The 15,551-nt window shown below is 56.8% G+C and carries 13 protein-coding genes and 1 pseudogene; 3 read left to right on the forward strand and 11 right to left on the reverse strand.

Translation table 11 applies throughout. The features are described from left to right. Positions 1 to 11: 11 nt before the first annotated feature. The 3 genes from AC0L6A_RS03355 to AC0L6A_RS03365 all read right to left on the reverse strand — a co-directional run bounded on the left by AC0L6A_RS03355 (position 12) and on the right by AC0L6A_RS03365 (position 1,296). Entirely contained in the window at positions 12 to 179 is a 168-nt protein-coding gene (locus AC0L6A_RS03355) for a DUF465 domain-containing protein (RefSeq protein ID WP_246933625.1), read from the reverse strand. 137 nt (positions 180 to 316) lie between these two features. After that, complete coding sequence (locus AC0L6A_RS03360; RefSeq protein WP_473292201.1) at positions 317 to 1,072, reverse strand: tRNA1(Val) (adenine(37)-N6)-methyltransferase; 756 nt, start codon at positions 1,070 to 1,072, stop codon at positions 317 to 319. An 8-nt stretch (positions 1,073 to 1,080) separates the two neighbouring features. Then, on the reverse strand, positions 1,081 to 1,296 hold the full coding sequence (locus AC0L6A_RS03365) for a putative signal transducing protein (RefSeq protein ID WP_246928071.1): 216 nt from the start codon (positions 1,294 to 1,296) through the stop codon (positions 1,081 to 1,083). A gap of 59 nt (positions 1,297 to 1,355) precedes the next feature. On the opposite strand from AC0L6A_RS03365, the gene AC0L6A_RS03370 reads away from it, so the two are divergent. Beyond that, positions 1,356 to 2,351 (forward strand): polyprenyl synthetase family protein, encoded by a 996-nt coding sequence (locus AC0L6A_RS03370; RefSeq protein WP_473292202.1) that lies wholly within the window; start codon positions 1,356 to 1,358, stop codon positions 2,349 to 2,351. A 48-nt stretch (positions 2,352 to 2,399) separates the two neighbouring features. Here the strand turns inward: AC0L6A_RS03370 and AC0L6A_RS03375 are convergent, their stop codons facing one another. From AC0L6A_RS03375 to AC0L6A_RS03385, 3 genes are all read right to left on the reverse strand, one after another. Further along, complete coding sequence (locus AC0L6A_RS03375; RefSeq protein WP_473292203.1) at positions 2,400 to 3,230, reverse strand: 4-(cytidine 5'-diphospho)-2-C-methyl-D-erythritol kinase; 831 nt, start codon at positions 3,228 to 3,230, stop codon at positions 2,400 to 2,402. Next, positions 3,227 to 4,879, reverse strand: a complete 1,653-nt coding sequence (locus tag AC0L6A_RS03380) for a tetratricopeptide repeat protein (RefSeq protein WP_473292205.1) — start codon at positions 4,877 to 4,879, stop codon at positions 3,227 to 3,229. The genes AC0L6A_RS03375 and AC0L6A_RS03380 overlap by 4 nt, the downstream gene beginning before the upstream one ends. Positions 4,880 to 5,065: 186 nt before the next feature. Next, on the reverse strand, positions 5,066 to 6,718 hold the full coding sequence (locus AC0L6A_RS03385) for an electron transfer flavoprotein-ubiquinone oxidoreductase (protein ID WP_473292206.1): 1,653 nt from the start codon (positions 6,716 to 6,718) through the stop codon (positions 5,066 to 5,068). Positions 6,719 to 7,016: 298 nt separating this feature from the next. On the opposite strand from AC0L6A_RS03385, the gene greA reads away from it, so the two are divergent. Both greA and AC0L6A_RS03395 read left to right on the forward strand, forming a co-directional pair. Continuing rightward, positions 7,017 to 7,487: a transcription elongation factor GreA gene (gene greA, locus AC0L6A_RS03390; RefSeq protein ID WP_246928066.1), complete on the forward strand. Its 471-nt coding sequence runs from the start codon at positions 7,017 to 7,019 to the stop codon at positions 7,485 to 7,487. Between the two features lie 2 nt (positions 7,488 to 7,489). Further along, positions 7,490 to 8,557, forward strand: coding sequence for a hypothetical protein (locus tag AC0L6A_RS03395; RefSeq protein WP_473292207.1), 1,068 nt, complete (start codon positions 7,490 to 7,492; stop codon positions 8,555 to 8,557). On the opposite strand, the pseudogene AC0L6A_RS03400 reads toward AC0L6A_RS03395, so the two are convergent. From AC0L6A_RS03400 to AC0L6A_RS03420, 5 genes and pseudogenes are all read right to left on the reverse strand, one after another. Further along, positions 8,554 to 11,883: pseudogene (locus AC0L6A_RS03400) on the reverse strand (efflux RND transporter permease subunit). The gene AC0L6A_RS03395 and the pseudogene AC0L6A_RS03400 overlap by 4 nt on opposite strands. A 3-nt stretch (positions 11,884 to 11,886) precedes the next feature. Continuing rightward, the gene (locus tag AC0L6A_RS03405; protein WP_473292209.1) at positions 11,887 to 13,344 is read right to left on the reverse strand and encodes an efflux RND transporter periplasmic adaptor subunit; all 1,458 of its coding nucleotides are present in this window, start codon (positions 13,342 to 13,344) and stop codon (positions 11,887 to 11,889) included. Positions 13,345 to 13,466: 122 nt separating this feature from the next. Continuing rightward, on the reverse strand, positions 13,467 to 14,006 hold the full coding sequence (gene moaB / locus AC0L6A_RS03410) for a molybdenum cofactor biosynthesis protein B (protein ID WP_473293367.1): 540 nt from the start codon (positions 14,004 to 14,006) through the stop codon (positions 13,467 to 13,469). 10 nt (positions 14,007 to 14,016) lie between these two features. Beyond that, positions 14,017 to 14,625, reverse strand: coding sequence for a metallophosphoesterase family protein (locus AC0L6A_RS03415; RefSeq protein ID WP_473292211.1), 609 nt, complete (start codon positions 14,623 to 14,625; stop codon positions 14,017 to 14,019). Then, the gene (locus tag AC0L6A_RS03420) at positions 14,622 to 15,437 is read right to left on the reverse strand and encodes a uracil-DNA glycosylase (protein ID WP_473292213.1); all 816 of its coding nucleotides are present in this window, start codon (positions 15,435 to 15,437) and stop codon (positions 14,622 to 14,624) included. The genes AC0L6A_RS03415 and AC0L6A_RS03420 overlap by 4 nt, the downstream gene beginning before the upstream one ends. Positions 15,438 to 15,551: the final 114 nt, after the last annotated feature.

The following is a 15,551-nucleotide window of genomic DNA, read 5'->3' on the forward strand; positions in this document are numbered from 1 at the left end:
GGCCGATAGCGTCAGGCTTCAGTCAGGCGTTCGATTTCTTCCTTGAGCTTAAGCTTTTGCTTTTTCAGTTCGGTAATCTCGGCATCGCTTGTGCCGGGCGCGCGCTGGATGGCTTCCACTTTCTCCGATAGGACCTCGTGTTTCCTGCGCAGCTCTTCAAGATGCGAACTCATGCTCATGGCGATCCTCCTATGGGTTTAATGAATACTAGGAGTGCACCACATATTTATCGGGTTGTCACGAAAACGTTGTGAAACTTTGCGGGGAATTGCCACTGTGGTTGATCGCACCTTACCAAACCTTGCGACGTCGCCCTTTAGTTCAAGGGCAGCTTAGCCCCGTCGCGCAAAATGGACTGCACTGTCTTGGTATAATGATCACGGTCCGCGGGATGTTCGTCCCCTTCGTGCAAGATCAACGGGGCAGCCAATCGAAATGCGCCGCGACCGCCTTTACGGGCTTGCATCAAAACCAACTTGGCAGGACGTCCCTTACGAGGTGACAGAGGCTGAATGATGACCGAGCCCAAACGATCATCAAGCGCTTTCAACACATCCGGCAGTCGTTCGGCGGACTGGATTAGAGTCAGAAACCCGCGTGGCTTCAATCGGCGTGTGGCTTGATCAATCCAGACTGACAGTGGCGTCTCTTCCCCCAGCGCTTGTTCACGTGTTTCATCCGGAGACATGCTGCCGCGCGACCGATCAAAATAGGGTGGGTTCATGATCACGTGATCGAAGTTGAGCGCGCGAAGGGCTTCGGGCATCTGCTCCAAATCCCCAACATGGACGGTCATTGGCACTTCGTTTGTCTCGGCATTCTTTCGTGCAAGGTCAGCATAGCTGGCCTGTCGCTCGATCCCGTGCAATTCCAAACCCGGCACCCGCGTTCCCAGACACAAGGACGCTGCGCCTACTCCACAGCCCAGCTCTAGCACCGATTGCCCTGAACTGGCGGGTACAGCACTGGCCAGAAAAACCGGATCCACGCCTGCGCGGTATCCGTCCTTGGGTTGAGACAGCACAAGCTGTCCACCTAGAAAATCATCCTGTGTCAGGCCATCATGCGCCATCGGCTTCCCTAGCTTTCAAATGCGATGTCATGGTCGCGTAGGATCGCTTGCGCCATGAACAAATCTTGATCACGTACCATGAGGCGGCGCGGCAATATGCCAATGCTTCCTTCCAGCGCACTCATATGGACGTCCATTGCAAAGCAAGCTATATCCTCGCCTGTAAGAAGGGCGGTTACGAAGGGGATCATGGTTGGATCCGTGGTCCTGAGAAGCTCTTTCATGCTTTCGGACATAAGGGCAACCTCGCCCATTTGTCGAGCCGGTTGACGGGAAGGTGAAGATGCTGATCGAAGCTGCACATAAACCCCATGAGCGTTTGGGCCAACATTTGGCCGACGATCTGGAGGCTGTGAACACGCTGATTCGCGAACGGATGGTGTCGAAACACGCCCCCCGTATTCCCGAGGTTACGGCACATTTGGTTGATGCGGGCGGGAAACGTCTGCGCCCGATGCTGACCTTGGCGGCTGCCCGGCTATGTGGCTATGACGGTCCGTATCACATCCATCTGGCAGCCACTGTTGAGTTTATTCACACCGCAACGCTGCTACATGATGACGTGGTCGATGAAAGCGCCCAACGACGTGGGCGCCCGACGGCAAATCTTTTGTGGGATAACAAATCAAGCGTTCTGGTGGGCGACTACCTATTCTCGCGTTCGTTCCAGTTGATGACCGATACCGGGTCACTTGATGTGCTGCGCATTCTTTCAAACGCGTCGGCAACTATTGCAGAAGGCGAAGTGCTTCAGCTGACCGCAGCGCAGGACTTGGCCACGGACGAGGATGTCTACCGTCAAGTAGTACGTGGCAAAACAGCCGCGCTGTTCTCTGCGGCGACTGAAGTAGGTGGTGTGATCGCTGATGCCCCCCCCGAACAGGTGAAGGCTTTGTTCGATTACGGCGATGCGTTGGGTATTTCATTCCAGATTGTTGATGATCTGCTGGATTACTGGGGCGGTGATGCCACAGGCAAAAACATCGGCGACGATTTCCGTGAACGCAAGCTGACACTTCCATTGATCAAAGCTGTTGCAAAGGCTGATGACGAAGAACGCGCCTTCTGGGTCCGCACGATCGAAAAGGGTCGGCAGGAAGAGGGCGATCTGGAACACGCGTTGGTGCTTTTGAACAAACACGGCGCGCTTAAGGATACGCGGGCCGAGGCCATCGCTTGGGCTGACAAGGCCAAAGCTGCGTTGACCGCTCTGCCAGATGCACCCATCCGCCATATGCTGCATGACATCGCAGATTACGTTGTGGCGCGCCTTAACTGACCCATTGGGTTGTTCAGGGGAAGCTCTTCCAGCGCTTAATAGAAAAGCTTACTGCAGCTTTGCTGCTTCCACCCACCAATCCGGGTGGGATTGTGACAGCAATTGCGCGGCGATTTTTGCCTCAGCTTCGGTTTCGAACAGGGCAAAGCAGGTCGCCCCTGAACCCGACATGCGTGCAAGGCGTGTGCCGTTCAAAGCAGACAATGCGGTTAACACATCTTGTATCACTGGCGCGCACGCGATGGCTGGGGCTTCCAGATCATTTCGTTGTGTGGACAACCAGTTGATGAAAGCCGCCGTTTTCAGGCCCTGAGGCAACTTCTTAGGCATCGGTGAGTTTTGTTTGTTTTCAAGTGCCTTGAAAACGCTGGGCGTTGGGACGTCAACGCCAGGATTTGCCAAAACCGCGAACAAAGGGGGCAAGCCGGGGCAAGGCACAACATCGTCGCCAATCCCTTTCATGCGGGCCGCTTGCCTTAGTAAACACACGCGGACATCTGCCCCAAGCTCAGCCACTCCTTCGGGAAGCCGGGTGTCTCCGACGATATCTGATAGTGCCAGAATCGTTGCGGCCGCATCCGAACTTCCGCCCCCGATCCCCGCAGCGGCGGGCAGGTGTTTCGACAGGATTATGTGTACGGGAACGCCAAACAGATCCGCAGCGCGTGCGACAAGGTTGCTTCCGTCCGTTGGGACGCCTTCGGCACGTGGGCCAATCACTTCCAGACGGTTTTGCGCGGCAGGCATGACAGTAATGCGGTCACCAACATCGGCAAACACGACAAGGCTGTCCAGAAGGTGATACCCATCCTTCCTCTGCCCGGTCACATGCAGGGTTAGGTTCACCTTGGCAGGGGCGAAAACCTTGGCAATGCTCATTCCGAGGCGTGTAGGGGGTCGGCCCCTTCTTCGTCCAACACCACGTCCAGCCCAACTTCAAGCTTGCGTCGGATGCGGTCTGGATCGATTTCGGTCAGATCGGTGTCGTCTGTGATGAAGCTCAGCGCGCGGCTCCATTGGAACTCGGCCTCGCGTTCGCGACCAACAGCCCAAAAGGTGTCCCCCAAATGGTCATTCAGGATCGGATCAATCGGCTCAAGTTCGACCGCACGTTCCATTTTCTGAACGGCTTCACCATAACGTCCAAGGCGGTACAGAACCCAGCCCAAACTATCAACGATGTACCCGCGGTTTGGTTGCGCTGCGACGGCGCGTTCGATCATGCCGAGCGCTTCGTCCATTTTTTCGCGCCGTTCCACCAGCGAATACCCCAAGTAATTCAAGACAGTGGGTTGTTCGGGGCTCAGTTCTAACGCTTTGCGGAAGTCAGCTTCGGCGGATGTCCAATCTTTCAGCTTGTGAGCCGCGATGGCGCGTTGGAAATAGGTCGGCCATTGCGCAGCCAAGTCGACTTCAAATCGATCGATGACGTGGTCATAGGCATCGCGTGCTTCGGAAAAGCGGTCCTGCTGCATAAGGGTGTCACCAAGCGCGACACGGAAACGCAACGTGTCAGGAAAGGTCTCGGCTAGGGTGCGCAGCTCTCCTGCCGCCTCTTCTAGCCGGTCTGCACGGCGCAGCACATCTGTCCGCCCAAGCGCGGCATGCTGATAAGCAAAATTGTCCTGTGGAACACGACCATAGGTCTCGATTGCCAGATCAAGGTGCTCCATTTGTTCAAGAAGTTGAGCTGAGAGTATCAAAACACCTGCGTGGGTCGGTGCAAGATGTTCGGCTACGCGATTGTATAGCAATATGCCGGTTTGATCACCCTCGGGGCCAACGGTTTCGGCAACAGCGAAAAGCAGCTCAGCTATGCCGTCACGCGGGGTCCGGATAATGTTGAACTCAAGTGTTCTACCCGCTTCAAGATCTGCGATTATCTGATCGACCTCGGGGTCGGTCATGCCGGATTGGGCGCTTTTAATCAGCTCGAGCGCTTCATCCTGTCGATCACTCTGGCTGAGGGCTTGGACGTGAGCAAACAAACCTGAACGGTTAAGGTGAAGCTCGCCGTCATCTCCACCCAAGATACTGGCTGCCCCTTCAAAATCCCCGACATACGCCAAAGCAAGGGCCTTTTGATACAAGGTGAACCCTAGGCTTGTGTCGTCTTCCCCGAGGGTTTCAAAGATTTTCAGCGCATCGGACATTTTGCCCTGACCGATTCTGATCCACGCTTGGATCATCTGGTCAATTATCGGTGCGATCGAAACTTTATCTCCAACCAGTCCAGTCGCTGTTTCCCAATCATCGTTGGCCAAGGCGTCCCCTAGAAGTACCAAGGCTGCGATTTGGTTGTCTTCGCTCACCGCATTTAGCCGCCGGGCATAGGGAAGTGCATCGTCCAGCTTGCCCAACGCGATCTGTGCCACGATTAAGCCTTCCATGACGTCCAGGTTTTCGGGATCTTCCGCAATGGCACGCGTACCGTAGTCGACCATTTCCGGAAAGTTGCGGGTCAGATCGGCATGCCGTGCAGCAAGGTAGGCCCCTGCCGCATTGTCTGCATATGCAGCAGTTCCCATGGCGCAGTGTGCGGCCAGAAGGGTAGGTATAGCAAAGCGGCGAACCGCAGAAGTCTTAAGGCTGAACAAGGGCAGGGATTCCTTTTGTCGCCGCAGGTTTTCAGAAACCTAGTGTGCCTGACGGTCGAAAACAATGAGGGGCAGCACATGGCCACCCCCGATTGTAGAATTGTTGATCACACGTGATCACATGTTCGGATAGTTTGGCCCGTCGCCACCCTGCGGAACCGTCCAGGTGATGTTTTGGCTTGGGTCTTTGATATCGCAGGTTTTGCAATGCACGCAGTTCTGGAAGTTGATCACAAAGCGTGAATCTTTGCCGTCTTCCTCGACCACTTCATAGACACCTGCGGGGCAGTAACGCTGCGCGGGTTCGGCGAACTCGGGCAGATTGACCGAGATCGGCAAGTCCGGATTGCCCAGCTTCAGGTGGCAAGGCTGGCTTTCCTCGTGGTTGGTGGCCGCAAAAGACACGTTGGTCAGGCGATCAAAGCTGATCTTGCCATCGGGTTTCGGATAGTCGATTTCCGGGTAATCGGCGGCTTTGCCTGTGGCTTGTGCATCGTTCTTTCCGTGTTTCACGGTGCCGAAAGGCGAGAACTTGAAGATCGACTGGACCCACATGTCCACACCGCCCAGCATCAGCGATGCCGTCAGGCCAAACTTCGACCACAGCGGTTTCACGTTGCGAACCTTCTTCAGGTCTTTGGCGACCTCACCGGTGCGCAGTTCTTCTTCGTAATCATTCAGCTCATCGCCCGAACGACCTGCCTTAAGGGCTTTCACAGCCGCATCAGCCGCCGCGATGCCTGACAGCATGGCGTTGTGGTTGCCTTTGATGCGCGGCACGTTCACCAGACCGACCGAGCAACCCAGTAGGGCGCCACCAGGGAACGATGCTTTCGGCATCGACTGATAGCCACCTTCGGTGATCGCGCGCGCGCCGTAAGCCACGCGTTTGCCGCCTTCCAGAAGCTTCGTAATCTCGGGGTGATGCTTGAAACGTTGGAATTCCATGTAGGGGTAGAGGTGCGGGTTCTTGTAGTTCAGGTGAACCACGAAACCGACAAAGACTTGGTTGTTTTCCAAGTGATAGATGAACGAACCGCCACCTGCATTTTTGCCCAAGGGCCAGCCCATCGTGTGGGTCACAGTGCCTTCGCGGTGTTTGGCAGGATCGATCTCCCAGACCTCTTTCATGCCAAGGCCAAACTTCTGAACATCGCGGCCGGCTTGAAGGTCGTATTTGCCGATGATCTCTTTCGCAAGAGACCCGCGCACACCTTCCGAGATAAAGACGTATTTGCCGTGCAATTCCATGCCCGGCTCGGTGTTTTCACCGATCGATCCGTCTTCTTCCAAGCCGAAGACGCCAGCGACAACGCCCTTCACTTCGCCGTTTTCGCCGTAAACAAGCTCGGATGCGGCCATGCCGGGGAAGATCTCGACGCCCAGTGCCTCGGCCTGTTCCGCCATCCATCGGCAGACATTCGCCATCGAAACGATGTAGTTGCCGTGGTTGTTCATCAGCGGCGGCATCGGCCAGTTTGGCACACGAATGTGACCTGCTGGTCCAAGCACAAGGAAGTTGTCTTTCTTGACCTCGGTCTTGATCGGCGCGCCTTTGTCTTTCCAATCGGGGATCAGCTTATCAAGCCCGCATGTGTCCAGCACTGCGCCGGATAGGATATGCGCACCAACTTCCGACCCTTTTTCCAGAACCACGACTTCTAGGTCTGGATCCTGTTGTTTCAGGCGAATGGCCGCTGACAGGCCTGCTGGGCCTGCGCCCACGATGACCACGTCGTATTCCATGCTTTCGCGTTCGATGTCGCTCATAATCTTTTCCCCGGATAGTCCGTTTCGCAAGATCGTTAGCTTGGCACAGAAGGCGGGTCAATCAAGACGCGACGTTTGGACGTAAGGTTTCCGACAAAATTGCCGAACTATGGCTCTGTTTGCGCTGACACGCAGGATTTGTATCAAAAGGGTGTCGATTTTGGATACAATCAAGCCGTCAAACAATGGCGTTGCAAATCGCGCCAGATTGCTAGATTTTCGACACGACCGAGCCGCAATGAAAACACCACCCCGTAGCGTTGTTGCTGCGCGTGGCGACAAAAGATGAACAGGTTTGATGGACAAGATACCTTTGACCCGCGCGGGCCACACCGCGCTGAATGACGAGTTGAAACAGCTTAAGTCTGTTGAGCGCCCCGCTATTATCGAGGCGATCGCATCCGCACGTGAATTGGGCGATCTGAAAGAAAACGCCGAGTATCATTCCGCACGGGAAAAGCAGGGATTTATCGAAGGTCGCATCAAAGAGCTTGAGGGAATCTTGTCGCTGGCTGAGGTGATCGATCCGGCCAACATGTCCGGCACTGTCAAGTTTTCGGCCACCGTGACCATCGTTGATGAAGACACGGATGAAGAAAAGACTTATCAGATCGTGGGCGAGCCGGAAGCGGACATCGAAAGCGGCAAGCTGAACATCAAGTCACCCCTTGCCCGTGCCCTGATTGGCAAAGAAGAAGGCGACAGCGTTGAAGTGCGCACGCCGGGTGGCGAGAAAGCATATGAAATCCTGAACATCGACTGGATCTGATCGTGGCAGACAAGCCCCAGCACAAGCACGTCAAACCAGAACCCAAAGGGGCATCGCCCTTGGGTTTTCTGAATGAAGTGCCGTCGCTAAGCACGGCCGAAGTGATCGGATTGGCGCTGTCCTTGGTTTGGGTGGCCGCCTGCGCGATGTTCTTCATCGTGTTGGGCACAGGTCCGTCGGATGGTGTATTTAACCCCCTTCGTTTCGTGATGGTTGTTGTGGCGATCGCCATGCCTGTAGCGATGATCTGGGTGGCCGTTGCCGCCATGCGCTCGGCGCGGATCATGCGGCAGGAAAGCGCGCGGTTGAAAGCGGCCATTGACGGTATGCGCACCGCCTATCTGCAACAACAGCAAGGCGTCAGTGGCAACGGGATGCAAGTCTCGAAGGTTGAACAGAAACTGGAAGAGATCGCCAAGGTGTCGCGCCGGACAGAAACCGCGCTGGCAACTTTTGTGTCGATCCGTCCGGGCATGCCAAGCCTGACCAATCCGCATCCAGCCCCGATTGCCCCGGCACTTGGTGCTGATCAGCCTTCTAAGAACCCGGATGATCAGACCAGCCTGGCGCTTGGCACCCCCGCCGAAGATATGACCCCGCCCCTGTCGGTCGAAGACTTTATCCGCGCGATGCATTTTCCCGAGCACGCCGAAGACGCCGAGGGTTTCCGTGCCCTGCGTCGTGCCCTTGAGGATCGGCAGGTCGCCGGTTTGATTCAGGCCGCTCAGGATATTCTGACCCTGATGTCGCAAGACGGGATCTATATGGATGATCTGCGCCCCGACCGTGCACGTCCCGAGATTTGGCGAAAGTTCGCCGCGGGTGAACGCGGAAAAGGGGTTGCGGCACTTGGTGGCGTGCGTGATCGATCGTCGCTGGCACTAACTGCGGGGCGCATGCGCAAGGATCCGATCTTCCGCGATACGGCGCATCACTTTTTGCGCCGCTTTGATCAGACCTTCGCGCAGTTTGAAAAGAACGCTTCGGATGCGGATTTGGCCGCGATGGCGGATACCCGCACGGCACGTGCTTTCATGCTGCTGGGCCGCGTCACGGGGACGTTCGACTAAACGCCTGAAGCTTTTCTGTTCAGCGCCACGGCCATCGCCATGCTGGCAGCGGCGATCCCCGCACAAATCAGGACCGCTCGCAAAATTGCGCCGCCGTTGGCCCCCCAAAGCGCCAATGACAGTCCAAAGGCAATCAGCATAGCGCCCGCAGCCAACCCGGTCACAAGGACGGCGGGCCTTGCCGCTTTACGGGTTCGGCCGTGCCACAAACGCCGTAGGGTCGCCAACATCTTCCCGATATCCGTCTGAATGGCGATCAGCGACGGTACGATCAACAGCACCAGCACCATCCCGAATCCAAGCCCGTAGATCAGTGTAATCACTGTGGGTTTCAAAAACTGCGCCTGACGGGATTGTTCATAAAGCAACGGCATTAGACCCAGCACGGTCGTCATGGTGGTCAACATCACCGCGCGAAGCCGATCTGCTGCGCCTTCGATGATTGCTGGAATGATCCCTCGCTCGCGGGCGTATTCGTCAATTGTTGTAACCAACACAATTGAATCGTTGATGATGATCCCCGTCATCCCGATCAGCCCCACGACCGAGAACATGGAAAGCGGAACGCCCCATTGCACATGCCCGAAGATTGCGCCGACCAATCCGAAGGGGATGATCGACATCACCACCAACGGCCGTGTCCAGCTTGAGAAGATTCCAAGCCAGCGTCAGGAAGATCCCCAAAAGCACAAGGATCAGACCTGTGCGGGCATCCTTCAGGAAGTCCTTTTGCTGTTCGGCCAGCCCACCAATGCGATATTCGATCGAATGGGTCTCGGCCAATTCAGGCAAGATTTCATCTTCGATGGTGCGCTGAATTTCTTCCGCGCGTGCAGGATCATCCTCTGCGACTTCGCCCGAGACATTGACCATTCGAATGCCATTTTCACGCTGAACCGTGGCAAACCCAGTGCGCGCCTGAACAGACACCAGATCGGCAAGGCTGACATATGCTCCGGACTGCGTTCTCAGCTGCATACGTTCCAGAAAATCAGCCGAGCGTTCCCCATCTGGTATCTCAACCCGGATTTCTGCGGATCGTGTTCCGTCGGGATATGTCGCTGCCTCGACCCCATTCAGGCGGTTGCGAAGAACGCGGCTGAGATCGTCAATTGTGAAGCCCAAAGACTTGCCCTGCGGGGTCAGATCCAGAACCAGCTCTTCTTTGTCGTAACTTAGACTGTCTTCCAACGCGGATACTTCGGGATACTGAATAAGCTGGGATTTCAGGTCTTCTGCGGCGGCCTTCAAGGCCTCGGATGTCGTGCCAAACAGGTCAACGTCAAGGCTGTCACCCCCCGGCCCGTACCGGCCACCCCTGAAGGAAAGAACCTCAAGCAGCGGGTGGTTTTCGATGTTTTCTTGAAGGGCGGACACAACGTCGAAAGTTGAGTAGGGGCGAAGATCAGCGTCGATCAGCTCGATCACGATTGCCCCCAGAAGGTCACCATCTTTGTTGTCTACGCCCGACAAACCGCGGCCAGAATTCCCGCCAATCTGCGCCAGCGCATGAGCAACAGGACTAGCGCCGTGTTCTGCCTCGAATTGCGTGGAAGTCTGTCCTAGTGCGCTTTGCACATTGTCCAGCATGGCACGTGTGTCAGTGCGTGTCGCACCTTCGGCCATGGCGAAGTTTGCAGTGATTGTAGACCGTTCAGGTGCGTTGAAGAAACGGAAGGTCAAATCCCCCCGAATGAAGATCGAGGCCTGACTGGCCAAGATCAGGATCGTTGCCGCAATCACGGGGTAACGCGCCTTGATCACCAACGCCATGAAGGGGCGGAACCCCTTGTCGCGCACCCACCGGAAACCTTTGTTCACTTGCCGCGATGGCCAGTCATACCAATGCTCCTTGGCGGTATGTGTCAGCGCATGCGCCATGTGATGCGGCAGGATCAGGAAGCATTCGATCAATGATGCAGTTAGCACCACGATAACTGTAAACGGGATGTCCGTGATCAGATCCCCAAATCGGCCCCCGATCGAGGTCAGCCCGAAGAAGGCGATAATCGTCGTTAAAGTGGCAGAGAAAACAGGGGGGAACATTCGTTTGGCGGCGTTTTCAGCAGCCGTGAATGGCTTTTCCCCCAACCGTCTTGCCCGGAAATCAGCATGCTCACCCACGACGATGGCGTCATCAACGACAATCCCCAACGTGATGATCAGAGCAAAAAGTGAGATCATGTTGATCGTGAGCCCGGCCATATACATTAGAAAGACGGCAGAGGTCATCGCCACGGGGATCCGGCGGCAACCCAAAAGGCAGTGCGCGCGTTCAGGAACAGGAATAGCAGAAGCAGCACCAATCCCAAGCCTTGCAAACCGTTTTCGGTCAGCATCTTTAGACGCGCTGAAATTAAGGCGGATCGCGTCCGCATCAGCTCCATCTCCACCCCTTCAGGAAGGGTTTGCAGCATTTCGGCCCGGACCTCTTCGACGATCTCTTGCAGCTCGATCGCATCCCCTTTGGCGGAGCGTGAGACATTCAATGCCATCGCGGGATTATCGCCCACGAAATAGGATCGGTTGCGGTTCACGCCCTCGACGCGGACGGTCGCCACGTCCCCAACGGTCAGGTTCGACCCATCGGGGTTGGCGCGCAATACAAGCGATGCGATGTCATCCGGGCTACGCTTTGGGTCGCCTGTGCGCACGCGCGCCGCACCAGACGATACGTTGCCTGCCGGGTTTGCAGTGACTTCGCCAGCGATCACTTGGGCAATTTGCGCCATGGTCACATCGTTTTCGATCAGTGACAGCGATGTCACCTCAACCACCGTGCGCGGTGCGGCAAATCCCCGGATCGTGGTGCGCGTCACTCCGCGTTCAAACAGCCGGATCACCATTTCATCGGCGAAACGCCCAAGCTGTTCGATGGCCACTGGACCCGAGATCACTACATCCGTCACACTGTCGCGCCAGGCTCCGCGCCGGACTTGTGGCGTGTCTGCATCCTCTGGCAGGTCCGAAATCTCGTCTACAGCGACCTGAATGTCATCCGCGGCCTGGTTGACATCCCAGCCGGGTTCAAATTCCATGTCGATCCGGGCACGACCTTCAAACGCGCGCGAGCTGACACTGGAAACTCCATCCACGGCCAGAAGCGAGGGTTCCATCACCTGTACGATGGCAGTGTCTACGTCTTCAGCACCGGCACCTTTCCAAGTGGTCGATACTGTGACGCTTTCCACGATTACATCTGGAAAAAACTGCGCTCGCATCTGCGGGTAGCTCGCGATGCCAAGCGCCACCAGAATGACAAGAAGCAGGTTCGCCACCGTCGCATGGCGGGTAAAGTAGGAAAGTATGCCGACTGCAGGTTTCATGGGTCAGTTCCCCATGCGCTTTTCAAGCCGCGCCAAGGTGTCGGCAGGCAGCTCACCATCTTCCAGTTGACGCAAGATGCGGTCGCGGGCGCGTTCCGGCATCCGTTCGCTGCTTTCCACGAAGCTTTTCAGAATGGCGATGCGGTCCGGGTCTAGTGCAACCATTTCTGGCTTGGCCTCTGGGGCCATCTTGCCATCGCGCACAGGACGCACGCGAATGCCTTCGCCCAGAACAGGGCTGCGCTTGGTGATTGCCTCGCGGTCCTCAAGGCCGTCGGTGCGAACCAACACATCATCGCCTTGCCTGCGCAAAAGCGTGACTTGCGCGCTTTCCAATCTGTCTTCGTCGCCCAACAGAAGGATATTGCCCGAAGCATCCAGCGCAGTTGCAGGAAGTCTTACCGCCCGATCCAACGGGGGTTCGGACAATTCGACAGTTACGAAGTCACCCGGACGGAAACCAGGTGTCGCGTCCAGATTGGCAAACAGCATCCGACCTGTTTGCCCTTCGCCCACATCCGCACTTTCCCGGTCCACCTGGCCGGTGGCCGTCAGGTCCACGCCTGTGGCCTCCAGTCGGATAGAAACTGGAAGATTGGCCAAATTCCCGTTGTCTGAAAGTAAGCGCGCATATTGTGCAGTGGAAACGCGAAATCCGACCTCAAGCTTAGTCGAATCTACCAAACGCCCAAGCTTTTCATTCGGAGTAACAAGTCCGCCACGCAGGATAGTGACATCTGTCAGCGTGCCGTCGAATTCGGCACGGATTTTGGTTTCATTCAGGCGGCGCTGAGCCTCGGCCAATGCGATTTCTGAACGGGACAGACCCGCATCGGAGTTTGCGACGCGGGCTTCAGCAGTGATGACCGCCTGCCGTTTTCCCAACACAGCCTGAGCGGCTGAACTTGCCGCAAGTGCTGCATTTTCCACGGCGGCTTCGGTGCCGACACGGCGGCGCACCAAGTCGCTTTGACGTTCCAGCGCAGCATCACGCAAAGCGGCTTGTCGCTTGGCATTTTCCAAATCATCACGCGCCAGTTCCAAGGCAGCGCGTGCGTCACGAAGCTCGGCCTTGGCCTGAACCAGATCAGTCTGTGCCAGATCTAATGCGGCCTGATAATCGGTTGGGTCGATGCGCAGCAGCAACGCGCCTTCAGCGACCTCGCCACCGTTTACAAAGGCGTCTGACATTTCGACCACTGTCCCGCTTGCGCGGGCGCGGATGTCTAACGCTCGACGAGCTTCTAGTTCGCCGAACGACGACAGCACTGGCGTGATGGTCGAGGGCGAGAGCGTCACGACATTGGCAGAAAAGACCCGTTCACGACCTGACGGCGCGGCGCCGTCGCGTTCAGCACGGGCTTGAAAGGCCGATCTCACGGTCAAGGCAGCCATCGCCAGCAGTCCGATTGTCGCCGCCAGCAGGAATAGCCCAATCAGGCTGCGTCCTAGAAATCGCATGTGTCGCTCCGTTTCTTCCGCCGTCATCCTGAACTGCACCATCCGCTTGGGCAAGCGGCGTGTGGTCACAGTTTCGATAGACGGTGCATATATGATCCTTACGGATCAAACGGTTCAGCGGTTCACTTCCGTCGCTTGTGTTCGTCCAAACGCGGAAAAATCTCGACAAAATTGCAGGGGTGGTGGCGATAATCGAGTTGATGGACAAGAATTTCGTCCCAGGCGTCCTTACACGCCCCGGGGCTGCCGGGTAGGGCGAAGAAATAAGTCCCATTGGCAACGCCACCTGTCGCACGGCTTTGCACGGCTGAGGTGCCGATCTTCTTCATCGAGACGATGGTGAAAACGGTCCCGAAAGCCTCGATTTCCTTTTCATAGACATCGCGATGCGCCTCGACCGAGACATCGCGGCCGGTCAGCCCTGTGCCACCGGTTGAGATCACCACATCAATCTCAGGGTCCAGCGACCACGCACGCAGCTGATCTGCAATCTCTCCGCGTTCGTCGCGGATGATCTTGCGGTCGGCCAGCGTATGTCCGGCTTCTTCAATCCGCTTGACCAATGTGTCGCCTGATCGGTCCTCGTCCATTGATCGGCTGTCGGACACGGTCAGAACTGCAATTCGTACGGGAATGAAGTCGCGTTGGTTGTCTGCGGGGATATGCGACACGTTAAGCCCTTTCCAATGTGATCCAGTTCGGGACTGGACCAAGATTTATCACGTGAGTTTCGCCGATTTGGCCAGTTTCCCCCCACGCGTCATGCACATGGCCACATAGAAGGTACTTGGGCGCCAATCGGATGGCCGCATCGTGGATTGCCGTTGATCCCAACGCCCCCAATTCCTTGTGGTGATCCGCAACACCGTTCGGAGGAGAATGCGAGATTAAGATGTCGGCATGTGCAATTGGGGCCAGCAGATCGGCGGCTTCAGATTCAGTCAAGTCGTAGGATTGCCACGACAGAGGGGGCAATGGTGGGACAGCGGCTCCGATCCCAGCGATGGTTACTCCATCAACCTCGACGCATTCGCCATGCAACACTTGAATTCCGGTCCCGGCAACTGCTTTACGCAGTTCGGAGTCGCTTTCGTTATTACCCGCAGTAAAGATCGCGCGTGCGCCCCAATCGGCGAACTGCGTTACATATTCCGTCAACCCTTCGCGTCGCTGCGCGAAATCACCGACCCCGAAAATCAGGTCCGCATCCTTGGCGGCAGTCAAAAGAGTGTGGGCCGCTTTCCGGCTGAGATGTAGATCAGAGAACGCCAATATCCTCATGCATCACTACTCAGCTTAGCTTGGATTTCTAACAAATCCGCCCACGCCTCGCGTTTGGCGGCCGGATTGCGCAGAAGATAGGCCGGGTGGAACATCGGCATGATTGGCTTACCCCACGCTTCGCCCCAATGGCCGCGCATTCGGGTGATGCCGCGTTTGCCCAGTACGGCCTGACACGGGGTGTTGCCCATAAGAACAATCACTTCGGGCGCGACCAGTTGCACATGGCGCTCAAGGAACGGCACCATCATCGCCATCTCAGCAGGTTCGGGATCGCGGTTTTGCGGCGGACGCCATGGCATCACGTTGGTGATGTAGATCGCATCCTTTGAAAGGGGCACGTCACGTCCCATGCCGATGGCCGCGAACATCTTGTCCAGAAGTTGCCCAGCGCGACCAACAAAGGGCTTGCCTTCAATATCCTCGTCGCGGCCAGGTGCTTCGCCAATGATCATCACGCGGGCGGCGGGGTTTCCGTCTGAAATAACCGTGTTGCGCGCGCCTTTCTTCAGCTCGCAGCCGTCAAATGCTTTCATGGCGGCTTTCAATCCGTCCAGATCTTGCGCGCCTGCTGCGGCCTGTTTGGCCAGCGCAACATAGTCGATGCTGGGGGCCGCGGGCGGTGGTGTCGGTGCTGTCCGCTTGGGCAGATCAACCGGAGTGGATTTCTGGGCTTCAGGCGCGGGTTTCGGATCGGATGGAGCCAACGCATAGCGGTCGACGGGCGTATCCCCGATCGCATCCACCACGCCCAGTTCCACATGCCATTCCAGAAGCGCTTTTGCGCTGTGCCAGTCTTGTGCCGATTCCATGCCCGCAGCCTATGCGCGCCCGCACGGAAGGTAAACGCCCCTGACGTCACAGAAGGGATAGACGAAAGACCCGCCCGACCCTATAAGCGCTGAGAACCAAGGACGGGGGCCCGT

It is taken from the genome of Aliiroseovarius sp. D2-2 (genome assembly GCF_055809455.1).